24 protein-coding genes and 2 pseudogenes are annotated in these 23,441 nt (G+C 71.2%); 14 read left to right on the plus strand and 12 right to left on the minus strand.

Annotated features, from left to right (window positions below; genetic code table 11):
- Window positions 1-31: 31 nt before the first annotated feature.
- Window positions 32-496, plus strand: a pseudogene (locus OG496_RS31855) (DUF5994 family protein); the annotation flags it as partial.
- Here OG496_RS31855 and OG496_RS31860 read toward each other — a convergent pair.
- Complete coding sequence (locus OG496_RS31860) at window positions 489-1,313, minus strand: SigB/SigF/SigG family RNA polymerase sigma factor (RefSeq protein ID WP_405973387.1); 825 nt, start codon at window positions 1,311-1,313, stop codon at window positions 489-491. The pseudogene OG496_RS31855 and the gene OG496_RS31860 sit on opposite strands and share 8 nt — an antisense overlap.
- Window positions 1,314-1,565: 252 nt before the next feature.
- Here OG496_RS31860 and OG496_RS31865 point away from each other — a divergent pair, with 252 nt between their 5' ends.
- Window positions 1,566-2,240, plus strand: a complete 675-nt coding sequence (locus OG496_RS31865) for a hypothetical protein (RefSeq protein ID WP_405973388.1) — start codon at window positions 1,566-1,568, stop codon at window positions 2,238-2,240.
- A gap of 151 nt (window positions 2,241-2,391) precedes the next feature.
- Here OG496_RS31865 and OG496_RS31870 read toward each other — a convergent pair whose 3' ends face one another.
- From OG496_RS31870 to OG496_RS31885, 4 genes are all read right to left on the minus strand, one after another.
- Window positions 2,392-2,781 (minus strand): ANTAR domain-containing protein, encoded by a 390-nt coding sequence (locus OG496_RS31870; protein WP_405973389.1) that lies wholly within the window; start codon window positions 2,779-2,781, stop codon window positions 2,392-2,394.
- Window positions 2,782-2,862: 81 nt separating this feature from the next.
- Window positions 2,863-3,195 (minus strand): SCO4225 family membrane protein, encoded by a 333-nt coding sequence (locus OG496_RS31875; protein WP_366497560.1) that lies wholly within the window; start codon window positions 3,193-3,195, stop codon window positions 2,863-2,865.
- A gap of 46 nt (window positions 3,196-3,241) precedes the next feature.
- Complete coding sequence (locus tag OG496_RS31880) at window positions 3,242-3,934, minus strand: response regulator (protein WP_399393806.1); 693 nt, start codon at window positions 3,932-3,934, stop codon at window positions 3,242-3,244.
- Complete coding sequence (locus tag OG496_RS31885; RefSeq protein ID WP_405973390.1) at window positions 3,931-6,294, minus strand: histidine kinase; 2,364 nt, start codon at window positions 6,292-6,294, stop codon at window positions 3,931-3,933. Before OG496_RS31885 ends, OG496_RS31880 begins: the two co-directional genes overlap by 4 nt.
- A 206-nt stretch (window positions 6,295-6,500) precedes the next feature.
- On the opposite strand from OG496_RS31885, the gene OG496_RS31890 reads away from it, so the two are divergent.
- The 4 genes from OG496_RS31890 to OG496_RS31905 all read left to right on the plus strand — a co-directional run bounded on the left by OG496_RS31890 (window position 6,501) and on the right by OG496_RS31905 (window position 13,228).
- On the plus strand, window positions 6,501-6,965 hold the full coding sequence (locus OG496_RS31890; protein ID WP_366497563.1) for a DUF5707 domain-containing protein: 465 nt from the start codon (window positions 6,501-6,503) through the stop codon (window positions 6,963-6,965).
- 143 nt (window positions 6,966-7,108) lie between these two features.
- Window positions 7,109-7,555 (plus strand): DUF3052 domain-containing protein, encoded by a 447-nt coding sequence (locus tag OG496_RS31895; RefSeq protein WP_405973391.1) that lies wholly within the window; start codon window positions 7,109-7,111, stop codon window positions 7,553-7,555.
- A 127-nt stretch (window positions 7,556-7,682) separates the two neighbouring features.
- Window positions 7,683-8,576 carry a glycosyltransferase family 2 protein gene (locus OG496_RS31900; RefSeq protein WP_405976750.1) on the plus strand — a complete coding sequence of 298 codons (894 nt, stop codon included), beginning with the start codon at window positions 7,683-7,685 and terminating at the stop codon, window positions 8,574-8,576.
- A gap of 461 nt (window positions 8,577-9,037) precedes the next feature.
- Window positions 9,038-13,228, plus strand: a complete 4,191-nt coding sequence (locus OG496_RS31905) for a BTAD domain-containing putative transcriptional regulator (RefSeq protein WP_405976751.1) — start codon at window positions 9,038-9,040, stop codon at window positions 13,226-13,228.
- 22 nt (window positions 13,229-13,250) lie between these two features.
- On the opposite strand, the gene OG496_RS31910 is transcribed toward OG496_RS31905, so the two are convergent.
- Window positions 13,251-14,939 (minus strand): bifunctional 3'-5' exonuclease/DNA polymerase, encoded by a 1,689-nt coding sequence (locus OG496_RS31910; protein ID WP_405973392.1) that lies wholly within the window; start codon window positions 14,937-14,939, stop codon window positions 13,251-13,253.
- A 253-nt stretch (window positions 14,940-15,192) separates the two neighbouring features.
- Here OG496_RS31910 and OG496_RS31915 point away from each other — a divergent pair, with 253 nt between their 5' ends.
- Window positions 15,193-15,738: a Uma2 family endonuclease gene (locus tag OG496_RS31915; RefSeq protein ID WP_405973393.1), complete on the plus strand. Its 546-nt coding sequence runs from the start codon at window positions 15,193-15,195 to the stop codon at window positions 15,736-15,738.
- An 81-nt stretch (window positions 15,739-15,819) separates the two neighbouring features.
- Here OG496_RS31915 and OG496_RS31920 read toward each other — a convergent pair.
- Window positions 15,820-16,044, minus strand: a pseudogene (locus tag OG496_RS31920) (ATP-dependent Clp protease ATP-binding subunit); the annotation flags it as partial.
- 312 nt (window positions 16,045-16,356) lie between these two features.
- Between OG496_RS31920 and OG496_RS31925 the strand changes: the two are divergent.
- A complete protein-coding gene (locus OG496_RS31925; protein WP_405973394.1) occupies window positions 16,357-17,004 on the plus strand; it encodes a hypothetical protein in 648 nt (215 codons plus the stop codon).
- Between the two features lie 182 nt (window positions 17,005-17,186).
- Here the strand turns inward: OG496_RS31925 and OG496_RS31930 are convergent, their stop codons facing one another.
- On the minus strand, window positions 17,187-17,378 hold the full coding sequence (locus tag OG496_RS31930; protein ID WP_405973395.1) for a hypothetical protein: 192 nt from the start codon (window positions 17,376-17,378) through the stop codon (window positions 17,187-17,189).
- 186 nt (window positions 17,379-17,564) lie between these two features.
- Here OG496_RS31930 and OG496_RS31935 point away from each other — a divergent pair, with 186 nt between their 5' ends.
- Window positions 17,565-18,683: a DUF2786 domain-containing protein gene (locus tag OG496_RS31935; RefSeq protein WP_405973396.1), complete on the plus strand. Its 1,119-nt coding sequence runs from the start codon at window positions 17,565-17,567 to the stop codon at window positions 18,681-18,683.
- 6 nt (window positions 18,684-18,689) lie between these two features.
- Here OG496_RS31935 and OG496_RS31940 read toward each other — a convergent pair whose 3' ends face one another.
- The 4 genes from OG496_RS31940 to rpmB form a co-directional block, all read right to left on the minus strand.
- Window positions 18,690-19,211 carry a DUF4232 domain-containing protein gene (locus tag OG496_RS31940; RefSeq protein WP_405973397.1) on the minus strand — a complete coding sequence of 174 codons (522 nt, stop codon included), beginning with the start codon at window positions 19,209-19,211 and terminating at the stop codon, window positions 18,690-18,692.
- A gap of 324 nt (window positions 19,212-19,535) precedes the next feature.
- Window positions 19,536-20,027, minus strand: a complete 492-nt coding sequence (locus OG496_RS31945) for a hypothetical protein (RefSeq protein WP_366497637.1) — start codon at window positions 20,025-20,027, stop codon at window positions 19,536-19,538.
- A gap of 113 nt (window positions 20,028-20,140) precedes the next feature.
- Window positions 20,141-20,446, minus strand: a complete 306-nt coding sequence (gene rpsN / locus OG496_RS31950; RefSeq protein ID WP_366497569.1) for a 30S ribosomal protein S14 — start codon at window positions 20,444-20,446, stop codon at window positions 20,141-20,143.
- Window positions 20,446-20,682, minus strand: coding sequence for a 50S ribosomal protein L28 (gene rpmB, locus OG496_RS31955; protein WP_365302077.1), 237 nt, complete (start codon window positions 20,680-20,682; stop codon window positions 20,446-20,448). The genes rpsN and rpmB overlap by 1 nt, the downstream gene beginning before the upstream one ends.
- Window positions 20,683-20,757: 75 nt before the next feature.
- Between rpmB and rpmG the strand changes: the two genes are divergently transcribed.
- The 5 genes from rpmG (at window position 20,758) to OG496_RS31980 (ending at window position 23,387) form a co-directional block, all read left to right on the plus strand.
- On the plus strand, window positions 20,758-20,922 hold the full coding sequence (rpmG, locus tag OG496_RS31960; protein ID WP_189326552.1) for a 50S ribosomal protein L33: 165 nt from the start codon (window positions 20,758-20,760) through the stop codon (window positions 20,920-20,922).
- A 5-nt stretch (window positions 20,923-20,927) separates the two neighbouring features.
- Window positions 20,928-21,176 (plus strand): type B 50S ribosomal protein L31, encoded by a 249-nt coding sequence (locus OG496_RS31965; RefSeq protein ID WP_366497572.1) that lies wholly within the window; start codon window positions 20,928-20,930, stop codon window positions 21,174-21,176.
- Between the two features lie 2 nt (window positions 21,177-21,178).
- Window positions 21,179-22,633: a GTP-binding protein gene (locus OG496_RS31970; protein WP_405973398.1), complete on the plus strand. Its 1,455-nt coding sequence runs from the start codon at window positions 21,179-21,181 to the stop codon at window positions 22,631-22,633.
- A gap of 2 nt (window positions 22,634-22,635) precedes the next feature.
- Window positions 22,636-22,881 carry a 30S ribosomal protein S18 gene (gene rpsR / locus OG496_RS31975; protein WP_328680562.1) on the plus strand — a complete coding sequence of 82 codons (246 nt, stop codon included), beginning with the start codon at window positions 22,636-22,638 and terminating at the stop codon, window positions 22,879-22,881.
- A 287-nt stretch (window positions 22,882-23,168) separates the two neighbouring features.
- Window positions 23,169-23,387, plus strand: coding sequence for a DUF397 domain-containing protein (locus tag OG496_RS31980; protein ID WP_051105974.1), 219 nt, complete (start codon window positions 23,169-23,171; stop codon window positions 23,385-23,387).
- The last annotated feature ends 54 nt before the right edge of the window (window positions 23,388-23,441 follow it).

Consider the following 23,441-nt stretch of genomic DNA (forward strand, 5'->3'; position numbering starts at 1 on the left):
GTTGCGACCGGTCCAGAGCAGGGTTCGCGTCATGACTGCGCCCGTTGTGCCTGTTGCCCCCGTTTCGTCCGCCCCCGCACTCCGTATGTCGCTCGCGCCGCTCGGTTCGGCGCCCGCTCTGCTGGACGGGGCCTGGTGGCCCCGGTCCCGGGACCTGGGGGCGGAGCTGCCCTCGCTGGTCGCCGCGCTCGACCCGTTGTGGGGGCGGATCACCCGGGTCACCGTGAACCCCACGCACTGGCCGGCCGCCTTCCCGCGCAAGGTGCCGGCCGACGGGCACATCGTGAAGGTGGGCTGGTTCCTGGACGAGCAGGATCCGCACCAGTTGCTGCTCCTGTCGTACCGGACGAGCCGCTGGGACCTGCTGGTCGTACCCCCTGAGACGGACCCGACCACCGCGGCCTGGCTGATGACCGCCGCGAGCGATCCGTCGCGTACGTCGACCGGGAGTGAGCTGGTCGCCGAAGCGGCGAACACGCCGAGTGCCGTTACGACGCCCTCCTGAACGCGCGCGGTTCGGCCATCACCTGGTCGTGCAGACGGGCGCAGGTGCGGGTGATCAGCCGGGAGACGTGCATCTGGGAGACGCCGAGCTGCAGACCGATGCGGGCCTGGGTCATCTCGCAGTAGAAGCGCATGTAGAGGATCTCGCGCTCCCGCTCGGGCAGCGCCCGCAACAGGGGGCGCAGGGCCTCGCGGTTGACGATCAGGTCGAAGTCGGGCTCGATGTCACCGAGGGTGTCCGTCAGCGGGTGGCCGTCCGTGGGGTGGCCGGGTACGGCGTCCAGGGACCAGGCGGTGTAGGCCTCCAACGCTCCCTGGCCCAGCCGTACTTCGGCCTCCGTCAGCCCGGTGTGCGCGGCGATCTCGCCGACGGCGGAGATCGTTCCGCCCCGCGTGGCGCTCAACTCGTGGTCGGCGGACCGGACTTGACCGCGCAGCTCCTGCACCCGGCGCGGGACGTGGACGACCCAGAGCTCGTCACGGAAGTGCCGCTTCACCTCGCCGAGGATCGTCGGTATCGCGAAACTGGGGAAGGCCGTACCGAGACTCGGGTCGAAGCGCGACACCGCCTTGACCAGGCCGAGTTGGGCGACCTGCGTGAGATCCTCGGCGGACTCGCCGCGGTGCCGGAAGCGCCGGGCCAGCCGTACGGCCATCGGCATCCACGCGCACACCACCTCCTGGCACAACGCGGCCCGCTCCGGGCCGTCCGGCAGTGCGGCGATCCGGCGGAAGGCCTCGGCGGTGTCGGGGGAGTCGTCGTAAGTGCGCTTGGTGGTACGGGACTTGAGTGTGCGTTCGGCCTGCATGGGGACGTGCTCCCTCTTCGGTGGTGTCACTCACCGTGGGGTCGACAGACCGCAGCACACTGGGGAGCAGCGAACACCGCTCCCACGGGGGTGCCTCCGGTCCGAAGCACACCGGACGAGTGCCCGGCGGGACAGCTTTCAAACGGGCTCATTCGAACGGGTTTTCGTGATACCCGTGGTTATGCTGCTGTACAGACGTCCCAGACCCCGGCGCCGCACCACCCCACCGAGTCTTCCGAACCGAGGCGTCTCATGAGCAGCCCGCTGCAAGCGCACGAACCCGAAGGCCAGGAGCCGGAGCCGACCGTCATGGGCACCGTGGACGCCATGGACGCGGTGCGGCTGCGCCGGCTGAACCGCTGGCAGGCCGAGGGCCTGCGGGAGGATCTCGCGGACCTGTACGTGGAGTCCTCCGACGCCGACGCGGGCGAGGAGTTCAACGACCGGCAGAAGTTCCTGCTCCGGCTCGCCGACGACGTGAAACTGCCCGGCTTCGACATGCTCGTCGCCGAGGCGGAGGCCCTGGCGGGGTGCGTCTGCGGCTTCTCCGTGCCGCGCGACGGGTCGTGGTGGCGGGGATTCGACGGGCAGTTGCCGCAGAACCTGGAGCAACTCACCGCGTCCGGGCATGTGTTCGCGATCCTGGAGACCCTCGTCCATCCGCACCAGCACGCGCGCGGCCTCGCCCGCCTGATGCAGGAGCGGCTGCTCACCGACCACCAGGCCTCGCTGGGCGTCACCTTGGTGGACGAGTCCGCCCGGTGGGTCCTGGCCGCGCTCAAGGGGTGGGGGTGGCAGGAGATCGGGCGGATCCAGCGCGAGGACGGCACAACTCCCGTACGCGTACTGGTACTTCCGCTCGGCGAGCGTACGGAGGACCATCCGGACGGGCTGGCGCACAACGACCGGACGCAACGTCCGGGATAGATCCCGGACGGGTCCCGCAGTTCACGTAGTTTTCGAGCTGTTTAGGTCCGGCGGACCGGGCTACCCAGTGGGGGCGTCCGTCGGCCGTTCTGGACGAAGGCACCGGAGAGTTGGAACCACAGCTCCCGGTGCCGTCCCCATCCCGTACGGGCTACGGCCGGTCCGCCGCGTGGAGGCGGCGCAGCGCGCGGCGCAACTCCCGCTGGATGTCGGCCGGGAGCGTCTTGTCCTCCGTCGTGGCCACCAGTGCAGCCGCCACGACCCGGAGCTTGATGTTGCAGTGCTGGGAGACGCCCACCAGCAGGTCCCAGGCCCTGTCGCCGGTGCACGGCGCGAGGGCCATCACCATGCCGCGTGCCTGGTCGATCACCGCCCGGGTCTCCAGGGCCAGCATCAACTGAGCGTTCTGGACGCGCAGTTGGAGGAGCTCGGTCAACAGGACCGGGTCGGGGGGAGGGGGAACGGCCGTCAACAGGGGTCGTAGGGGCCGTTCTTCATGGGTTGTGGTCGGCTGGTGCGTGGTGCAGGGCGCGTGCCTCATGCCGCAGTCCTTCGACGCGGTGGTTGTGCCCGATGCGAAGCAGGGCGAACACCGCGCCCCCAGCCTAGTCCTGCCCGGGGCTCAGCGGGTCGCGTCGGACTGGTTGCCGCGCTTCAGCGCGCGGGCGCACCAGCCGATGACCGAGGCGTTCACCAGAGCGCCGATGACGACGGCGACGAAGAACATGGCCTTGCCGCCCGGCAGTACGAGGAACACGAGACTGCCCGGGGCGGTCGCCAGGATCGGGACGACGCCTGCCATGGACTCGCCGGAGTCGTCCATGACGGTCACGACGACCGTCCAGATGACGATGGCCAAGCAGACGCCGAGATAGGCGAGGGCGAAGGGGTTGCGGAGGTTCTGGCCGAGTCGGTGGAGCGGTGAACGGGCGGCGTTGGCGTCGGTACTGGGCATGGCTGTACTCCTAAGTGGCGTTAGGTGAAGGGGTGTTGAGGGTTGGTCAGAGGTGCTCGGCGCCCGGTGGGTTCGGGCGGGTGATGCCGAGGTCGTAGGCGAGGATCGTGGCCTGGACGCGGTCGCGCAGGCCGAGTTTGCGGAGCAGGGCGTTGACGTGGGACTTGACCGTGCCGACGGTGATGTCCAACTCCGCCGCGATCTCCGCGTTGTTGAGGCCCGAGGCGAGCAGGGCGAGGACGTTGCGCTGGCTGCCGGTGAGGCTCTCCAGCTCGCGCGGGCCGTTCTCGGCGTCGGAACGGAAACCCGTGCCCGCGCCGGACGCGTAGTGGCCGATCAGCCTGCGGGTCGCGGACGGCGCGAGGACGCTCTCGCCGCTCGCCACCACCCTGATTCCTGCCAGGAGTTCGGAGGCGTGGACGTCCTTGAGGAGGAAGCCGGAGGCTCCCGCGCGCAGGGCGTCGAAGACGTACGCGTCGAGGTCGAAGGTGGTCAGCACGAGGACGCGCGGCGCGTTCTCCTTGCCGGTGATGATCCGGGTGGCGGCGATGCCGTCCAGTTCGGGCATCCGTACGTCCATCACGACTACGTCCGGGGCGAGTTCGGCGGCCAGGACCACCGCGGTGGCGCCGTCGGCGGCCTCTCCCACGACCGTCATGTCGTCCTCGGCGTCGATCACGGCGGCGAAGCCCGCCCGGACGATGCCCTGGTCGTCGACGACCAGCACCCTGAGGCTCATCGTTCTCTCTCCTCGTCGTCCGGTGCCGTGAGCGGCAGCCGGAGGTGGACCGTGCCCGGTGGGCGGCCGGCCGTCAGGGTGCCGCCGAGCGGCGCGATCCTTGCCGTCAGGCGGGCCTGTACGGCGGGGTCGGCGGCGCGGGGTACGCCGGTGGCCGTGATCGTCAACGTACTGCCGTCCGCGTCGAGTTCGAGTACGGCGGGGTCGCTGTCGCCGGTTGCGAGGAGGGTTTCGGCGACGTGGTAGGCGGCGAGGTCCACTTCGGTGGGGAGCCGGTCCGGGACGCGGTCGGTGACGCGTATCTGTACGTCGCGGCCGGTGGCTCGGCACTGGTGTGCCAGCAGGTCGAGGGCCTGGACGGTGGGTTGGGGGCGCAGGGCGGGGGTTGCTGTTTCGTCGGCGTCCTGGACCGCGTCCAGGAGGGCGCGCATCGCTGCGAGGGCCTCTCGGGCGCGGGTGGCTGTCCCGTCCAGGCGGCCTGCCTCTGCCTCCGTGATCATGTCTGCGGTGCGGGCCAGGACGGTGGTCTCCAGCCCTGCTGCGATGCGGCGGCGTTCTGCCCAGGCGTCTCTTACGGCTTCTTCGGTCCAGGTGGCGAGTTGTTCTGACTGGGCGCCCTGGGTTGCCTGGTTGCGTTGGGCGATCAGGGATCCGGTGTAGTAGGCCGCGCCAATTGCCAGTGCGGTAGCGGTAGTTGCTGCCGTGGGTACCGCCCAGGTGGGGATGGTTGTGCCTCGGTGCAGGATCGCGATCGTCAGGGCGGTGGCGTGTGCGGCTGTGGCTGCGATGAGGAAGACAGAGATAGGGACCTGAGGTAGTCGGTAGGTGCGGGTCTGTGGGGGCTGGTCGCGCCCCGCGGCGGAGCCGCAAATCGATACAGTCCCGCGCCCCTTTAGGGAGATCACCGCCGCGCATGTTGCCAGCATGCTCAATGTTGGTGGGAGCAGCACCGGGCCTGTGTAGTGGCCCACCGACATTGCCATCGGCCACAGCAACGCCAGCCCGATCAAGGCCAGTTGGACAGTCCTCGGTGCTCTGCGCAGCCACAGCAGGGCTACCGCCTGGGTTGCTGCCAGCAAGGTGAACAGGACTCCCGCCGACACATCCGTGCTGGTCGATGTCGCATCCGCGCGGATGATCAGAACCGGTAGCAGGGGCTGGAAGCACAGGCCGATCGCGGCGACGACCTGGGCTGCGCGGTAGCTGCGTGGGACGACGTGTTCCACCGGGGCCGCCGTACGACCGGGGAGGATCGCTCGTACCTCCCAACCGCCCTCCGGCGTCGGGCCGGTGGTGAGGGTGCCGCCTGTTTCCCGGGCCCGGGAGCGGAGGAAGCCCTGGCCTCGGCCGCCGCCCAGGCCCGCGCCGTGGGCCGTCGTGCCGGACGGGGGTGCCGCGCTGGTGATCACGATGTCGGTGCGGGTGTCGCCGTAGCGGACGGTCACCGTGGTGTGGGCGCCGGGGGCGTGGCGGGCCACGTTGGTGAGGGCCTCGCGGACGATGCCGTAGGCCGCGTCCGCCACGGCGCCGTCGGGGAGGGGGTCGATCTCGTGGTCGACCGGTTGGTTGAGGCGGCGGAAGCCCGCGATCAGGGAGTGCAACCGCTCCTCGGGGGAGGGGAGTTCCTCGCGTGAGGGGGCCGGGGCGCGGACCGAGCCGAGTGCCCGGGTGACCTCGCGGCCGGTCTCCGTCGCGAACTCCAGTGCCTCGGCGGCGAGTTCGGGACGGCGTTCGCGCAGGCCGAGCGCGGCGCCGGCGGTGACGACCACGGCGGTCAGATGGTGGGCGCTGACGTCGTGCAACTCCCGTTCCATGCGGCGCCGTTCGGCCGCCGGGAGCCGGTGGCGCTCGGTCTCGGCGCGGTTCAGGAGGAGTTCGGCCGCCTGGCGGGTGCGGCGGGTGCGGCGTACGGAGAAACCCGCGCCGCACGCGGTGGCGTAGAGCAGGGTGATCAGGACCAGGTCGAGGCCGTTGTTGTCGCTGAGTCCGTGCAGGGTGATGTTCTGCAGGAACTGCCAGAGCGCGAGCGTGACCACGCACAGGACCGTGGTGAAGGTGTCGCGCTCGGCCGCCACCGTGAACAGGGCGAGCGTGACGCCCGCGGTGCCGAAGACGGCCATCGCCCCGGTGGGCAGCGGGCCCGCGCCCACCGCGCAGGCGGCGGCGACCACGATGAGCGTGATCACCGGACGGGTCCGGCGCAGGGCGAGCGCGGCCGTCACGGATCCCGCGACCAGCGCGGCCACGAGCAGGTCGGCCGCGGTCGGCACGGTGCCGCGCAGCAGCGGAGCCACCGGCCACACCAGGGCCTGGGCACAGATCAGCAGGACCGGGAGCAGCCGGTCGTCGGTTCGTTTCATGACACTCAAAGGCTATGGGTGCAGGTGAACGCCCCGGCTCAGGCTGAGGGGGGATTCCGGTCCCGCCCTCTCTATCTCTGGTTCAAGGCGGCAACCGTCCTTCGGCCTGAGGACCGCGCCCCGTCCCGCTCCTAGGCTCGATCACATCGAGGGAAGCGGTCGACCACCGCCTCCCACACCATCCACATCACACAGGGGGATCTCCCATGTCCATGTCCAAGCGCGCTCTTCTCCTCTCCCTCGCCTCCGTCGCCGCGGTCGGCGGAGTCGTCGCCGGCGGGCTCGCCGCGTCCGCCGCCTCGGCGGCCCCCGAGAAGCCGGCCCTGGAGAACGGCTCGGCCCACTACACCGCCCCGTCCGCGAGCGGCGCCGGTTCCTTCACCTACACCGTGGACGTCAGTGACAACTCGGGCATCCGCGGCCTCAAGGTCGTTGCCTGGCCCGCGAGTTCGAAGCTGGAGCCGACCGCGGCGGACCTGCGCGACGTCGAGTCCGCCACGTGCAAGACCACGTCGGACGACACCTCCCGCTGCACCTACACGTTCAAGGTCACCAAGAAGGAGGCGGCCGACGCGGCCAAGGGCACCTGGTACGTCTCGGCGCTCGCCACCGCCAAGGACGGCGACACGACGTTCGTGTCCAAGGCGGCCACCTTCGACATCGCCGGCTGACATCGCAGGCTGACACCGGCACGCCGACGCCGGCACGCGGTCACGTGGGATACGGTGCCCCGTCTCGATCGAGACGGGGCACCGGTCGTTGTCGTAGAAGGCCATGGAAGTTCGTAGAAGCTTGTAGAAGGTCGGAGAAGAGCATGGTCAACTCCCCTGCGGCAGCCGGAGGTTACTCCGGCACCCCGCTCGCCAAGAAGATCGGCGTCAAGCCCGGCCACCAGGTCCACCTGCACCACGCCCCCGCCCCCTGGACCGTCCCCGGACTCCCCGCCGACTGCGAAGTCACCGCCGGTGGCTCCCGTGGCGCGGACGTCACCCTCGCCTTCTACCGGGAGCGGCGGCAACTGGACGCGGAGGCCCAGGAGTTGGTGCTCGGCCTCGCCGACACCGCCATGCTCTGGATCGCCTGGCCCCGCAAGGCCGCCGGGCATGTCAGCGACATCAGCGAGAACGACCTGCGCGACCTCTTCCTTCCGCTCGGTGTCGTCGATGTGAAGGTCGCCGCGCTGGGGGACGACTGGTCGGGGCTGAAGTTCGTGCGCCGGAGGGAAAACCGGCAAAGCGACAACAAAGGTCCCGCAAAATGAACTTGAGTCGGAGCAACCGGCCGACCTGAGGCAACATCTTGGTGAACGGCGAGTGCTGCGCGGTCAGGGCGCGGGCATCGCCGGATGGCCGGATGGAGCGAGAGACGTGCCGGATGGAGTGAGCGACGTGGTCGGACCGAGGATCGCCGTCGCCGTGGTGACCATGGGAAACCGGCCCGCCGAGGTCGACGCGCTCCTTGAGTCCGTGGCCAAGCAGGACCTCCCGCCGGACCGGATCGTGATCGTCGGAAACGGCTGCCGGCTCCCGGAGTTCACCGACCGGCTCTCCCTCCCCGGCGAGGTCACCACCATCGACCTCGACGAGAACCTCGGCTGCCCCGGCGGCCGCAACGTGGGCCTGGCCCGGCTCCGCGCGTTCGGGGACGTGGACGTCGTGGTGGAACTCGACGACGACGGACTGCTCGTCGACGCGGACGTGCTGCGCCGCGTACGCGATCTGTACGCGGCCGAACCCCGCCTGGGCATCATCGGTTTCCGGATCGCCGACGAGCACGGGGAGACCCAGCGACGCCATGTGCCGCGGGTCGGCGCGGGGGATCCGATGGAGGGCGGGTACGTCACCGGGTTCCTCGGCGGCGGCCACGCGCTCAGCATGGCGATGCTGGCCGAGACAGGGGACTGGCCGGCCGAGTTCTTCTTCGCGCACGAGGAGACCGACCTCGCCTGGCGGGCCGCCGACGCCGGCTGGAGCATCCTGTACGCCCCCGAGCTGCTCCTCCAGCACCCCAAGACCTCGCCCGCCCGGCACGCCATCTACTACCGGGTCACCGCCCGCAACCGCGTCTGGCTGGTCCGCCGCCGGCTCCCGCTCGCGCTGATCCCGGTCCACCTGGGCATCTGGACGCTGCTCACGCTCGTACGGACACGGTCGCTCGCCGGGCTGCGGGCCTGGTTCGGCGGATTCGTGGAGGGCGTGCGAGAACCGGCGGGGGAGCGGCGGCCGATGCGGTGGCGGACGGTGTGGCGGCTGACGCGACTGGGGCGCCCGCCGGTCATCTGACCGACCCGGAGTACCCGTACCCGTAGTACCCGTCGTAGTACCTCAGGGGCGTCGTACCTCAGGGGTGTCCGGCCGACCCGTAGTACCTCGGAGGTAAGGGACGAGGGCCCCGGTCGTTCACCTCCGCCGACCGGGGCCCTCTCGCGTCCCCGGACCCGGCCGCGACGGCGACACTCCCCCGAGCTGCGCGTCGTACGCGCGCACCGTCGGGCCAGATCCGATGATGTGATCACATCAGGTCGCACCAACGAATCGCTAACATGTGGCCAATGGTGCGCACGATGCTCCCGGGCCGCGTGGCCTGAAGTCGCCGGACGGCGACGGGAGACGCCCGGTACGGCAACGGATCCCGGCGTTCGGCGGCCGGGACAGGGTGGCGGGAAACCGCTGTGAACAGGGCGGATATCCGCCAAGGGGCACGGTCACGAGAGGCCGTGCGGAAGGGTGACGGGTTCGGTGTGATGCGGTACGAGCTGCGGTTCGGACTGCTGGGCACGCCCGTCCTTTTCGACCCTGTCGACGATGACGCCGTGCACCCCATCGGCAGCCCCAAGGTGCGGGTGCTGCTGGCCGCGCTGCTCCTGGAACCCGGCCGGGTGGTATCCGTGGACGCCCTGAAGGACGCTCTGTGGGGCGGTTCACCGCCGGCGTCCGCACACGCCTCCCTGCACAACCACGTGACCCGCCTCCGCCGCCTCCTCGACGACCCCGACCGGCTGCGCGCGGTACCGCCCGGATACGTACTCCGGGTCGACGAGGGCGAGTTGGACGTCCACGTCTTCGAGTCCCACGTCATCACGGCCCGCACCGCGCACGCGACGAAGGACTGGCCCGCCACGGTCCACGCCTGCACGGCGGCCCTCGCCCTCTGGCGCGGCACCCCGCTCAGCGGCGTCCCCGCCGAACTCGGCGGCTACGCCTTCGCCCAGCGCCTGGCCGAGGCCCGCCTCCTCGTCCTCGAATGGTGCTACGACGCGGAGCTGGCCCTGGGCGGACCCCGACTCGGCGCCCTCGTCCCGGAGTTGGCCGCACTGGTCGCCGACCACCCCCTCCGCGAGTCCTACCACCGCCAGCTGATGCTCGCCCTCCACCACACCGGCCGCCAGGCGGAGGCGCTTGCCGTCCACCGGGACTTGCGCAATCGCCTGATCGAGGAGCTGGGTATCGAGCCGGGGGCGGGGGTTCGGGGGGCGCATGCGGAGGTGTTGCGGGGGGCGGGTGCGTGGGGGGATGCCCGCGAGGAAGAAGAGCGGGAGTTGCGCCTGCGGGGGACGGGGGATGGGGAAGCACGGGCGGAGGTGTCGCGGGGGCCGGCGGGGTCGGAGGCGCGTGGGGAGACGCCGGGCGGGGCGGTGGTGCGGGAGACGTACGGCGAAGTGGCGCACGCGTCTGCGGCCTGGGACGCGCGTGCGGAGGTGCCGTCAGGTGAGGCGGTTGGGGATGCGCGTACAGAGGTGCGGCGAGGTGAGGCGGCTCGGGATGCGCACGTGACGATGCCGCAGGGCACAGAGGTGCGGGAGCCGTGGGATCTGCCGCGTGGGGTGACGGCGGGGCGGGAAGCGGGTACGGAACGGGCGGCGGACGGCGATTGCATCAGGGGCGCCGGGGGCGCCGGGGGCATCGGGGACGTCGGGCAGGCGGGGGACCCGGGGCACATCAGGGACGCCGATCACGCCGACCACGTCGGGAGAGCCAGGCAGAGTGGGCACGTCGGGCGGGCCGGGGGCGCCGGAGCTGTCGAGGTCGGCGGCGTGGACGGGGCGGCGAGCGTGTCTCACGCGCACGGGTTTGTCGGGCACGCCGATGACATCGAGGGCGCCGGGGACGCAGGGCAGGCCAGGGAGGCCAGGGCTCCGGGTCGCTTCGGAACTGCCGGGGCCACCGGCGCGGACGAGCCGGCCAACGCGCCTCGCGCACTTGCGCCTCACCCCCCGGTGCCCGACACCCAGACCTCGATGCGCCACGTTCCCGGTGCCCAAGCCTCTGCCTTCGATGCGCCCGAGTCCGTCGCTTCCGTGCCCGGTGCCCAAGCCCCTGCCTCCAATGCCCCTGAGCCCATCGCCTCCGAGCCTGGCGCCCAAGCCCCTGCCTCCGATGCGCCCGAGTCCGTCGCCTCCGTGCCCGGTGCCCAAGCCCCTACCTCCGGCGCCCCCGAGCTCATCGCCCCCGAGCCAGGCGCCTCCACCCCCACCACCCCCGACCCCCGGGACCAGCCCACCCCCCACTCGCCGCCCTCACCCCGCCCCGCCCAACTCCCGCCCCCACCAGCCCACTTCACCGGACGCGCTGACACTCTCCGGGCCCTGCAAGACACCCTTGTGCCCCTCTCCGCCGACCTCGGAGGGCACCCCCTCGCCGTCATCACCGGCATGGCCGGCGTAGGCAAGAGCGCGCTCGCGCTGCACACGGCCCATGCGTTGAGGAACCGTTTCCCCGACGGGCAGTTGTACGTGAACCTGCACGGCGCCACCCCCGGCATGACCCCCCTCACCCCCGGCCAGGCACTCCACGCCCTGCTCCGCGACCTCGGCGCCGAACCGCGTCACATCCCCGAACACCCGGACGCGGTAAGCGCGTTGCTCCGCTCCCTGCTCGCCCCCACCCGCACGCTGATGGTGCTGGACGACGCCGAGAGCGCCGCCCAGGTACGGCCGTTGCTGCCGGCCGGCACCGGCTGCGCGGTGATCGTCACCAGCCGTTCGCCGCTGACCGCGCTCGACGGCGCCCGCCGCTTCCCGCTCACCCCCCTGTCCGGCGAGGACAGCGCCGCACTGCTGCGCGCCGTCTCCGGCCGCGACGGCCTCGACGCGGCCCACCCGCTCGTCGAACTCACCGGCCGCCTCCCGCTCGCCCTGCGCATCGTCGCCGCCCGACTGGCCGCCCGCCGGGCCCTCACCCCGGACGTCCTGGCCGGCCAACTCGCCGCCACGGAAGGCCGCTTGCGCCACCTGGAGTACGACGACCTCAGCGTCCGCCGCTCCCTCGCCGTCGCCCACGACGCCCTCGCCGCCTCGGACCGTGAGACCGACCGCGACGCGGCCCGCACCCTGCACCACATCGGCACCCTCGACCTCCCGGCCTACGGCGCCCCCCTGCTCGCCCGCCTCGCCGGCACCGACGAACGCCGCGCCGAGGCAGCCCTCGACCGCCTGGTCGACGTAGCCCTCCTGGAGGAGACGTCGTACGGCCGCTACGCCCCCCACGACCTGGTCCGCGACTTCGCCCGCGAACTGGCTTATGGGGGAGGGGAGTTGGAGGGGGAGAGGGCTAAGGGAGGCGGCAGGGAGGGGAAGGGCGCCCTCACCGACGCCGACGCCGACCGCGTCCTCGCTGACTCAACCCTCGCCCTCGCCGACTCAACCCTCGTGGAAACGCCCCCTGCTGACACCGACCTCGTAGACGCCTCCCTCTCCGAACCCACCCCCACCGAAACCGACCCCATAACAACCGCCCTCGCCTGGTACGCCGCCCACGCCGAACGCACCCTCACCGCGATCGTCGAACCAGGCCTCGACCAGGACGACCGCCGCCGGCCGACCGCCGCGCAGCCCCCCGGCCACGCCGCCGAGGTGGCGGCCACCACCCCCTTCCCCCGCCCCGAAGACGCCTTCGCCTGGGGCGACTTGGAGCTGGAGAACGTGGTGACGCTCGTGACCCGGTACCGCGACACCCCCGATCTCCGCCGGACCGCCCACGTCTCGACCCTCGTCCGGCTCCTCTTCCCCTACGTCCTGCGCAGTGGCCGCGTCGCCGAGACGGAGGTGCTCGGCCGGGCCGCCCTCGGCGCGGCCCGGCGGCTCGGGGACGCGGCGGCGGAGGCGTACGCGCTGGGCGATCTCGCCGGGCTGCACTTCCTGACCGGCCGGCAGAACGAGGCGCTCGGTCTCAACGACCAGGCCCTGGCGATCTGGTGGCGGCTCGACGCGGTCTCCTGGATCCGCCGCTGCCTCAACAACCGCGGCCTGCTCCTCGAAGGCCTGGGCCGTTACGCCGAGTCCGGGGTCGCCCTGCGCCAAAGCCTCGCGCACTCACGGCAGTTGAACGACCCGTACGGCGAGGCCGTGACCCACAGCCACCTCGGCAACCTGTACGAACACACCGACCCCCGTGCCGCCATCGAACAGCACCGCCGCTCGCTCGCCATCGGCGACGAGATCGGCGCCGTCATCGTGCAGCACTCCGCGCACTGCAACATCGGCTACGCCCACCTCACCCTCGGCGAACCGGCCGCCGCCGTACCGCACTTCGAGGAGAGCCTGCGCATCCTCGGCGGCCACGGCGACTGGCACGGCGAGTCACAGACCCGCCTCGGCCTGGTCCGCGCCCTCCGCCTCCTCGGCCGCACCGATCGAGCTGACATCGATCGGGCTGACGCCGAACGGGCCGATACCGATCGCGCCGACACCACACAGGCCCACACCGAACGTGCCGGCACCGAGTGCGCCGAACTCCTCCGCCGCGCGGACGCCCGAGCCGACCGCTACATGGGCGGCCTGGCCCGGCACCAACTCGGCCTGCTGCTACGGGAACAGGGCCGCGAGGCCGAGGCGTACGGCGCATGGCGGGCGGCCCTCGACGCGCTCGACGGGACGGACGAGAAGGCCGTCGTCCAGGAACTCGGCGAGCTGTTGTCGCAGCGTGACGCGCGTTGACAACCCGAATCCCCGCCCCGCCCTACTTGGCATCGGCGTAGCACTCGACCACCGCCACTGTGAAGGGAAACCGCACCGGCGTCTCCCCGAACGTCAGCCGCCCGGCGAGATCCGCCGCCTCCTGTATCGCGGCGGCCACGGTCTGAGCCTCCGCCTCCGGGCAGTGCACGATCACCTCGTCGTGCTGGAAGAAGACCAGCTCGGCCGCAAGGTCGGCGCAGGACCGCCGGAGCGCGGCGAGCATCAGCAGCGCCCAGTCCGCCGCGCTGCCCTGGACGACGAAGTTACGGGCGAAACGGCCCCGGGCACGGGAGTTGGTGGAGGCGTAACCCGGCACCCAGCCCTGGTCGGCGGGGGCCGTGACGGGGTCGTCCTGGGGGATGCCCGCCTCCTCCGCCGCGTCCTCGCCCCCGGCCACCGGCGGGCAGGTCCGCCCCAGCCAGGTCCGGACGAGCCGCCCCTCCTCGCCCGCCTTCGCGGCATCGTCGACGTACGCCACCGCCTTGGGGAACCGGCGTCTGAGCGCGGCGAGGTTCTTGAGACCGTCGCCGGAGGTCTGGCCGTAGACCGCGCCGAGCACGGCGATCTTGGCCTGGTCGCGGTCGCCGGAGAAGGCGCGGTCGGACACGGACTGGTAGAGGTCGGTGGCGCGGCCGGCCACCTCCATCAGCCCGGGGTCGCGGGAGATCGCGGCGAGCACCCGCGGTTCCATCTGGTCCGCGTCGGCGACGACGAGCCGCCAGCCCGGGTCGGCGACCACGGCCCGCCGGATGACCTTGGGGATCTGCAGCCCGCCCCCGCCGTTGGTGACCCAGCGTCCGGTGACCGTCCCGCCCGCGAGGAACTCCGGCCGGAACCGCCCGTCCCGCACCCAGTCCTGCAGCCAGGACCACCCGTGAGCCACCCAGATCCGGTACAGCTTCTTGTACTCCAGCAGCGGTTTCACGGCCGGATGGTCGAGGGACTGGATCTCCCAGCGCCGGGTGGACTTGACCTTGATCCCGGCTTCGGCAAACGCCTTGACCACGTCAGCCGGCAGATCGGGCCGCACCCGCCTCCCGAAGGCGACGGACACCTCGTCCGCCAGCTCGGCGAGCCGCCGCGGCTCACCGCCCCCGACATACCGGTCGCCCAGCAACTCGTGCAGCATCTCCCGATGCACGTCGACGCTCCACGGCAGCCCGGCCCGGTTCATCTCGGCCGCGACCAGCATCCCCGCCGACTCGGAGGCGGTGAGCAGCCGCATCCGGTCGGGGTGCGTTGCGGCGTCGTGCCGCCGCTGCTGCTCGGCGTACACGGCGAGCAGGTCGGCCAGGGGGAGATGGACGCTCTGCGGTTCGAAGAGCGAGGGCTGCGCGCCCGGTTCGGCGGCCCGCTGCGGCGGATCCGGCGGTACGGCCCCGCCCCGCAACCGGGCCAGCGCGGCCGCCGCCGACCGCGGTTCACCGTGCCGCCCCTCGTGCCCGAGCAGCAGCGTCTCGGCGTCCTCCACGTCGTAGCACCGCTCCACCCGCACCCCCGCGGCGAGCAGCACCGGATACACCTCGGCCGTGGACCGCCACACCCACCGCCCCACGTCGGGCCGCCCCCGCACGGCCTCGACAAGATCCGCCTCCCGCCCCACCGCCCCCACGGGCAGCCCGTCCGGACCGAGGGCGGCGACCTCCACACCACCACCCTCGGCCGGAGCGAGCGCCCAGCGATCGGTCATGTTCGCGAGTGTGGCACGCGGGTCTGACAACGCCCCCGACCTGCGCGAACCGGCTCGCGGGCGGAGTCGTATCCCAGGAACCCGAGCGAAGAAACGTCACGCGCACACTCGTACGGGTGACGCATCACGAGATCACGGACGGCCCTCTCGCCTACGCTGACAGGGTCGCTCCGTACGAAGGAGGTCCGCCGTGGCACTGACCGCCCCAGAACGTCGACTGAGTCCTCATCCGAGTCCGACTGAGGAGAGGCGCATGGAGGCTTCGGTGGAGGCCGCCTTCGACGCGTTCGACGCTGCTGCCCCGGAGGGATGGCGCGTGGAGTTGATCGAAGGGAAGATCCACGTGGTGCCTCCGGCAAATGGGGAGCATGAGGAGATCGTGTCCGAGACGGCGGAGCAGGTCACGCTCAACCGTCACGACGGCGATCTGCGTACCTACACCGGTATCGGCCTGGACGTTCCGGACGCGTCCGTCACCGGCAAGGTCGTCCCCGACCTGGTGATCGCCCCGAAGGGCAGTTTCGCCGACGACCAGCGCTATCACGACCCCGCGCCCGTCGTACTCGTCGGCGAGGTGACCTCCGAGTCCACCGCCGTCAACGACCGCGGTCCCAAACTGCGTGGCTACGCGCGCGCGGGCATCCCCTGTTACCTGCTGATCGACCGCGAGGCCGGGACGGTCATCGTCTACAGCGAGCCCTCCCAGGACCGCTACACCCGGGCCGCCGAGATCGAGATCTCCAAGACCGTGTCGCTGCCCGAGCCGCTCGGGTTCGACCTCGACACGAGCCAGTTCTGACCCGGGCGGCGGACCGCCCGCGCCTCAGCCCTGAAGCCGGTTGAGCATCTCCACGATGTGCCCTTCGGTCGTGGCCTTGTCGATGCCCAGGACCAGGTGCTCGGGGCGGCCCTCCGGGTTGCGGGCGGCAATGGCTTCGTTGTGGGCGGCCATCACCACGTTGCGGGCGCGTTGCGTGTACCGGCCGAACCCCTGACTGGGGTCGAGGTCGGCGGAGTCCTTCGCCACGAAGCGCTTCTGCGCGGCCTGCCGGGTGACGCCCATGCTTTTGCCGATGTCGCTCCAGGAGGCACCGGAACGCCGGGCGGCGCGGGGTGGACCGGCTTGATGGCCGCGATGAGGTGACGTTCGGGTTGGTCGTCGTGTGTCAACCCTGGGTTGACACCTGTCCTGCAGATGAAGGTGAGGGCGTGATCAAGCAAAAGCCGACCCGCACCGATTTCGATAATGATAGATATGGCAGGTCGTCACCCCCGCCTCCCCAATGGAGTTATCGTGCAAAAGGTCATCGATTACATAGAGGAACGCCGGACATCGTACGAAGGGCATGAATTCTTCACCGACTTATTGGCCGACGAGTCACTCCCCGGCGAAAAGCGCCTGGCGTGGGGTCCGAGCGTGATCCCGTTCATCATGGGCTACTCCGACCTGAACAAGTACGTTTTCCGCAAGGGTGAGGAAGAGGCCGAACTCGACCAGCTGCAGGCTCTGCTGAACGCCCACACGTACGAGGAGGACTTCCACTGGCAGTGGATGCTGACCGACCTGGAGAAGCTGGGCGCCGACCGCGAGTTGCCCCTGTCGGACGCCACCCGCGTCCTGTGGAGCGCGGACTTCCAGCACTCCCGACGCCTCGTCCTGGAACTGGCCGCACTCGCCGCCGACGCGCCCACGTACGCCGTCTTCGCCATGGTCGAGTCCATCGAGGCGGTCTCCATCACGATCTTCACGCACTGCCGGGGAATCGCCCTGCGGGACGGCCGTGAATGCGAATTCTTCGGTACGAAGCACTACCTGGCGGAGGCGTCGCACAGCATCAAGTCACCGGAAGTCGAAGAAGCGAGCCTGCCGTCCCTCGACGAGGCCCAGCGCGAGGAATCCAGGCGCATGGTGGACCGTACGTTCGCGCTTTTCGACGACTGGTCCGGCGCTCTCCTGCAATTCGCGCTCGACAATTCGGACCACGACCACACCTACGCGAGGATGATCCAGCGGAGCAAGGACCTGCTGCCGGAGGCCGAGGCGGCGGCCGCGAGCGCCTTCTAGCCGGCGGACCTAGGCGACCACTTCATAGGCGACCACTCCGCAGGCGACCACTCCTTAGGTCGACCCGGCCGCTGAACGCGGTCCACGCGGCCGGCAGGTCACGGGCCGGGTCGGCCGAGCCACAGACGGGCGTCAGATCGTCGGCGATCCGGGACCGCCACTCCTCGTTACTGAGCCGCCCGTCACGGCCGCCCCGTCACGGCCGCCCGCAGCGACTCGCCCTCGAACGAGGCCCCGGCGAGCGTCCCCTCGGCCGGCCCCCAGGCCCGGTCCAGGGCGTTCATCCCGTCCGGATCCCCCACGTACACGACTCCGTCGAAGTCGCACAGCGCGGCGTCGAACGGCAGCGTCTCCCTACGAACCGGTCTTGCCACGCCGGCTGAAGCCCCACCGTCCCAACGCCCGCACATCCACGCGGAGTTGGTTGTCCACAGGGTGTGGACAGTCCGGGGCGCGGCCCCCGGCCCGGACAACCGGGAGGCATCCCCAGACCCGCCCCTCCCGGCGACTCCGCAAGGTACCCCGCCCCTCTCCCCGCCACCCCGTGACACGATCAACCGGTGAGCAGCACGACCACCACCGTCGAGCGAGCCTTCGAGGCCGCCCTCTACACCGACACCCACGACGCCCTCGACGCGGGTGCCTCGATCCTCGCCGCCGATCCCGCCGCGGACCCTGAACTGGCCATCCGTGGACGGGAGTTCGTGGCGGCGGCATGGCGGCGCGGCTGGCAGCCCGCAGACGTCGTACGGCTGGTTCGGCGGGAGTTGGACGACGTACACGTACGGCTCGTCTCGGCGCTGATCCGGGCGCAGGCGCCGGACGACCGGGCGCGCGGCCCCCGTTGGGCGGCGCAGCTCGACGAGCTGAGCGCCGAAGAGCCACCCCGCACCGACCGTTTCACCCACGCCACCACCGTGCTGGAGCTGTACCGCCTGCTGCTGCGGCTGCCCAGCCTCGAACCCCTGGACGATGGACACGAACCGAAGCGGCACGAGCACCGTCGGCCGGCCTCCCGCATGCTCACCCGGATCCGCGCGCTGCTCGCGAAGGCGGAGGCGACCGGGTTCCCGGAGGAGGCGGAGGCGCTGAGCGCCAAGGCGCAGGAGCTGATGGCGCGGCACAGTATCGACGAGGCGCTGCTCGACGCGCAGGCGCCGGCGAAGGACGCGCCCGGCGCGTGCCGGATCGGGGTCGAGGCGCCGTACGAGCAGGCGAAGGCGGTACTGCTGGACGCGGTGGCCGGCGCGAACCACTGCCGGGCCGTCTGGAACGAGGCCTTCGGTTTCTCGACCGTCGTCGGTTTCGAGGGCGATCTGGAGGTGGTCGAACTCCTCTACACCTCGCTCCTCGTGCAGGCCACGACCGCGATGACCCGCGCGGAGGCGGCCCAGCGCGCGGGCGGCCGCCGGCGGACCAAGACCTTCCGGCAGTCCTTCCTCGCGGCCTACGCCCACCGCATCGGGGACCGGCTGGCGCGGGCCTCCGGGACGCAGGTGACCGACGACCTGCTCCCGGTGCTCGCCACCCGCGAGGTCGCCGTCACCGACCGCGTCGACGCGATGTTCCCGGAGACGACCACGACCCGCCTGCGCGGGGTCACCGACGAGGCGGGCTGGACACAGGGCGCCGAGGCGGCGGACCGGGCCCAGGTCAGGGCCCGGCCACCACTGGACTGACGGACGTCAGTCGCCGGCCTGCGTGAAGGCGCTGACCGAGGCGTCCGAGTCGTTCACGGAGGTCTTGCCCTGGACGGGGCCGTACGACCACTTGTAGCTCGTGGTGTCGCTGCTGCCGGGCAGGGTGATGACCACCTTCGTCGCGGCCAGGCTCAGCTTGTCGCCCGCCTTGCCGCGCACGTAGGTGATGGTGAAGGACGCCGCGTCGCCCTTGGCGAGCCGCAGCTTCTGCGCCTTGGCGCCCTTCTGCGTGGAGAGGACGACCTTGGTGCCGCCGCCCTCCAGCGTGGCACCCGGGAACCCGTTCAGGTCGCACGGCTTGCTCTGGTTGGTGAGCGAGACGGGCACTTCACCGGTGTCACCGGCGGCCGGAGCGGTACTCGCCGGCCCGACCTGGACGGCGACGCCGTCGAACGAGCAGGCCGACCCGTTCTTGCTGTCGGAGGAACCACCGCCGCTGCCACTGTCGCAGGCGGTCAGAAGCAGAGCCGACGCGAGCGCGGCGACGGCGAGGGGAACAGTGCGCATGAGGGGATCATCCCGCACCGAACCCCCCTCCGCCGACCGGCCCACACCCCGGGAGCCACACACGGCCCCCACTCCAAGACCTACAGCCTCAGAGCCATGACAGGTCCAAGCCCCCGGGCTACGCCAGGTCTAAGCCCCCGGGGCTACACCGGGTCTACGACCCCAGGGCTGGGCAGCGCCCCCGCCCCGAGGCCTACAACCCCAGAGCCATGCCAGGTCTACGACCCCAGGGCTACACCAGGTCTACGACCCCAGGGCCACGCAAGGCCGGTGCCTCAAGGCCCACGCCCCCGGGGCTACCCGGACCCCGGACCTGCCTCACCCCTACGACCCCAAGCTCGCCGTAGGCAGACCCGACGGCAGTTTCCCGCCCTCGGCTCGCGTGTACGTCTCCTTGCCGGCACTCCCCGACCAGGTGACCGCGAGGCTCGACTTGCTGACGGAGTCGACCATTCCGGTCGCCCGGGTCTTGCTGTCGTCCGTGCACTTGAGGTGGATCATCTGCATCCCCGCCTCCTCGCCGGCCGTCCCGTTGCACACGGTGCCACCGGTCGTGAACAGTGCGGCCTGTTTGCCGGTGACCACAAGGACCAACGCCTTGCCGCCCGCCGTGGCGAGCCAACTGCCCTGCAGTCCGTCGGACGCGGCCGACGGACTGCTGCCGGAGCCACCGGAGTCCGCCGTCGCGGTCGACGTCGCCGACGAGGACGCGCTCGGCGTGGACGAGGAGTCGTCCGAGGAATCACCGCTGCACGCGGTCAGGACGAGCGCGCCCGCCAGACCGGCGGCAGCCGCCGCGATCCGTACCGTCGACATCGTCGAAAACGCCGTAGTCACTGGTAGCTCCCAAGCTGTAGCCGGACGCGGACGGCCGCCCGATCGGCGTTGGCCTCGGCCTCGGCCGGACGCCCGCAGCAAGCTACCAGTGGTTACCAGGAGGACTTGCGGACACCGGGTAGGTATCCGCTGTGAGCCTGCCCGCGCAGGTTCACCCGGGACAGCCCGAAGGCACGGAAGTAGCCCCGGGGGCGCCCGTCGACCTGATCGCGGTTGCGAACCCGCGTGGCGCTCGCGTCGCGCGGCTGGCCGCGCAACTCCCGCTGCGCGGCGGCCCGTTCGGCCTCCGTCGAACCGGGCCGCCGGATGATCTCCTTCAGCTCGGCCCGCCGTGCCGCGTACCGCGCGACGACCTCCCGCCGCCGCTCGTTCGCCGCGATCTTGCTCTTCTTCGCCATCAGATCCGCACCCCGCGCTCGCGGATCCTGGCCACGGCCGCCTCGACGCCGATCGCGTCCACGGTCTTGATCCCCTTCGTGCTCAGCCGCAGCCGTACGTACCGGCCCTCGCCGGGCAGCCAGTAGCGCTTGGACTGGATGTTCGGGTCGAAGCGGCGCGAGGTGCGCCGGTGGGAGTGGGAGATGCGGTTGCCGAAGCCGGGCTGTGCGCCGGTCAGCATGCAGTGGGCGGACACGAGTGACGTACCTCTCCTCGATCGGGGCCGTAGCCGGTGCTGCTAATGGAATTCATTTTCAGTAAGGTATCAGGCATGGCTCGCAACGAACTCCGCCCGGTCATCAAACTCAGGTCCACCGCCGGCACCGGCTACACCTACGTGACCCGCAAGAACCGCCGCAACGACCCCGACCGCCTGACCCTGCGCAAGTACGACCCGGCCGTCGGCCGCCACGTCGACTTCCGAGAGGAGCGCTGACCGAGATGCGCGAGAACACCCACCCGCCCTACGGCCCCGTCGTCTTCCGCGACCGCGCCGCGAAGCACGCCTTCCTCACCCGCTCGACGATGACGAGCGCGAAGACGATCGAGTGGGAGGACGGGAACACCTACCCCGTCGTCGACGTCGAGATCTCGAACGTCAGCCACCCCTTCTACACCGGCACGGCCCGCGTCCTGGACACGGCCGGCCGCGTGGAGCGCTTCGAGCGCCGGTACGGGAAGCAGGCCTGACGGTGTCCGACCTCTCCGTCGCGATCGTCGCCGGCCTGCACGCCGACGCCCGCAGAGCGACCGTCGCCCAACTCCTCCACGACGTCCCCGACAGCGTCGTACTCCACCACGACCTGGCTACGGCCGCTGCCGGCACGGTCGTCCGCACGATCAGGGACGCCACGGGCATCCTCGAGGCGGGCGAGACCCCGCTGGTCAACGACTGCGCGTGCTGCGCGCTCCGCGAGGACCTGGTCCCGGAGCTCCGCCGGCTCGCCGCGGCCGGCCAAGTCCGCCTCGCCGTCGTCGAGTTGTGGGACTCCGTCGAACCCAAGGCGATGGCCGAGGTGATCACCGCCGGCGGGCTCACGGTCACCGCCGTCATCACCGCCGTGGACCCGTCCCTGCTCCTCCCGTACCTCGGCAACGGCGACGACCTCGCCGAGACCGGCCTCGCGGCGGCGGCCACGGACCAGCGAACCGTCGCGGACACCTTCGCCCGCCAACTGGAGTACGCCCCGACCCTCGCCGTCCTCGACTCGCCCGACGCCGACGACGAAGACCGCGAGCTACTGGCCCAGTTGCACCCGACGGCCCGACAAGTACCGGTCGGGGGCGGCGACTTGACGAGGAGCAGAAACACCCAGGGCGGCCGCGACGCCCCGGCGAACCCCGCCCCGCCCTTGCGCGGCGACCGGGCGATTCCCGCACCGCCTCCGCGCGACGACCCCGCCAACCCTGCCCGCACCCCGGCACACGCTCCCACCCCACCCACCCCCAACCCCCCAGGGGCGCGGGGAACTGCGCGACCAGCCCCCACCGACCCGCACCCCGCAACCGACCCGAACCGCCCACCCTCACCCCGGTCCCCCCGACGCACCCCCGCCCACGCCACCCCGCCCCCGTACGACGCCTCGACATACCCCGCCCCGCCCCCACGCAGCGTTCTCGCCCGCGCCGCCCTAGCCGGTTTCGACGTAGAAGCCGCGGCCGCCGCCCAGCACCCCGCCTGCGCTCTCCTCCCCGTCGAGGCCGATGGGCACGGCGTGGCCACGCTCGTCTGGCATCGGTGCCGGCCCTTTCATCCGGAGCGGCTGTACGCGGCACTTGAGGACATCACCTGTGCCGCCGCCCGGAGTCGGGGGCGGTTCTGGCTCGCGGACAAGCCGGACTCGTTGCTGCACTGGGACGCGGCCGGGGGTGCGCTGTGTGTGGAGAGCGCGGGGCCGTGGCTCGCCTCGTTGCCGGACGCCGCCTGGGAGTTGGTGCCGCCGGTGCGTCGGGCCGCCGCCGCGCTCGACTGGCATCCGGAGCACGGGGACTGCTGCCAGCACCTTGTCTTCACATCCCCCGGGCTCGACCGCGACGGGCTCGAACTGCTCCTGGAGTCCTGCCTGTTGACCGACGCCGAGTACGCCGCGGGCCGTAGCGCCTGGAAACGCATCCCGTCCGCCTTCGACACCCTTCTGGAGATCTGACCGTGCCCCGCAAGCCCGACCTCAAGTCCGCGCGCCGGCCTGCCAAGTCCCGCCGAAATCCGTTGGACGCGGCCGGAGTTACGTACGTCGACTACAAGGACACCGCGCTGCTGCGGAGCTTCGTCTCCGATCGCGGCAAGATCCGCAGCCGCCGGGTCACCGGCGTATCGGCGCGGCAGCAGCGGCAGTTGGCGGCTGCGATCAAGAACGCCCGGGAGATGGCATTGTTGCCGTACTCGACCCGATAGCCGCCCGCATGGAACACAAGGGCCCCCGTACACGTCTTCCCTAGTACATGTCCTGCCCGGTCCTGGGCAGACGCTGGAACGGCATCGGTAAAGCAGTCGTCAAAGCTGTAACCGGAGGACCACCCCCCGTGCACGTGCATCTGCCCATGCATCTGCACATGAACAGGGCTATGATCCGGAACAGTTGACCACTGCATCAATGGCCACACCAGCCAGTGCACAACCGGGAGCGACCTGTGGACCACCGCGTTGACAGCGTGTACTTGGGGTTCGACGTGTACAACGGCATGGCTGCCACGCAGCTGGACGGAGTGGCCTGGCAGAAGAGCCGGCACAGCAACTCGCAAGGATCCTGCGTGGAGTTCGCGCGGCTGCCCGGCGGCGACGTCGCCGTGCGCAACTCGCGCTTCCCCGACGGTCCGGCGCTCGTCTACACCCGCGCCGAGATCGAGGCGATGCTCCTGGGCATCAAGGACGGCGAGTTCGACCACCTGATAGCGGGATAGCGGACCGACGACCTGCGGGAACCACGGCAACGCGCGTAGAACCGCGGCCCCAAA

Origin of the sequence: Streptomyces sp. NBC_00988, assembly GCF_045162645.1 — a bacterium.
GTDB lineage: Bacteria > Actinomycetota > Actinomycetes > Streptomycetales > Streptomycetaceae > Streptomyces.

Bases quoted from the DNA above. Each gene is read 5' to 3' on its own strand.
- OG496_RS31865 (WP_405973388.1), top strand. From the start codon at position 1,566: ATGAGCAGCCCGCTGCAAGCGCACGAACCCGAAGGCCAGGAGCCGGAG.
- OG496_RS31860 (WP_405973387.1), bottom strand. From the start codon at position 1,313: ATGCAGGCCGAACGCACACTCAAGTCCCGTACCACCAAGCGCACTTAC.
- OG496_RS31915 (WP_405973393.1), top strand. From the start codon at position 15,193: ATGGAGGCTTCGGTGGAGGCCGCCTTCGACGCGTTCGACGCTGCTGCC.
- OG496_RS31905 (WP_405976751.1), top strand. From the start codon at position 9,038: ATGCGGTACGAGCTGCGGTTCGGACTGCTGGGCACGCCCGTCCTTTTC.
- OG496_RS31965 (WP_366497572.1), top strand. From the start codon at position 20,928: ATGCGCGAGAACACCCACCCGCCCTACGGCCCCGTCGTCTTCCGCGAC.
- OG496_RS31880 (WP_399393806.1), bottom strand. From the start codon at position 3,934: ATGAGCCTCAGGGTGCTGGTCGTCGACGACCAGGGCATCGTCCGGGCG.
- OG496_RS31895 (WP_405973391.1), top strand. From the start codon at position 7,109: ATGGTCAACTCCCCTGCGGCAGCCGGAGGTTACTCCGGCACCCCGCTC.
- OG496_RS31885 (WP_405973390.1), bottom strand. From the start codon at position 6,294: ATGAAACGAACCGACGACCGGCTGCTCCCGGTCCTGCTGATCTGTGCC.
- OG496_RS31940 (WP_405973397.1), bottom strand. From the start codon at position 19,211: ATGCGCACTGTTCCCCTCGCCGTCGCCGCGCTCGCGTCGGCTCTGCTT.
- OG496_RS31910 (WP_405973392.1), bottom strand. From the start codon at position 14,939: ATGACCGATCGCTGGGCGCTCGCTCCGGCCGAGGGTGGTGGTGTGGAG.
- OG496_RS31980 (WP_051105974.1), top strand. From the start codon at position 23,169: ATGGCTGCCACGCAGCTGGACGGAGTGGCCTGGCAGAAGAGCCGGCAC.
- OG496_RS31945 (WP_366497637.1), bottom strand. From the start codon at position 20,027: ATGTCGACGGTACGGATCGCGGCGGCTGCCGCCGGTCTGGCGGGCGCG.
- rpsN (WP_366497569.1), bottom strand. From the start codon at position 20,446: ATGGCGAAGAAGAGCAAGATCGCGGCGAACGAGCGGCGGCGGGAGGTC.
- rpmG (WP_189326552.1), top strand. From the start codon at position 20,758: ATGGCTCGCAACGAACTCCGCCCGGTCATCAAACTCAGGTCCACCGCC.
- OG496_RS31875 (WP_366497560.1), bottom strand. From the start codon at position 3,195: ATGCCCAGTACCGACGCCAACGCCGCCCGTTCACCGCTCCACCGACTC.
- OG496_RS31890 (WP_366497563.1), top strand. From the start codon at position 6,501: ATGTCCATGTCCAAGCGCGCTCTTCTCCTCTCCCTCGCCTCCGTCGCC.
- OG496_RS31870 (WP_405973389.1), bottom strand. From the start codon at position 2,781: ATGAGGCACGCGCCCTGCACCACGCACCAGCCGACCACAACCCATGAA.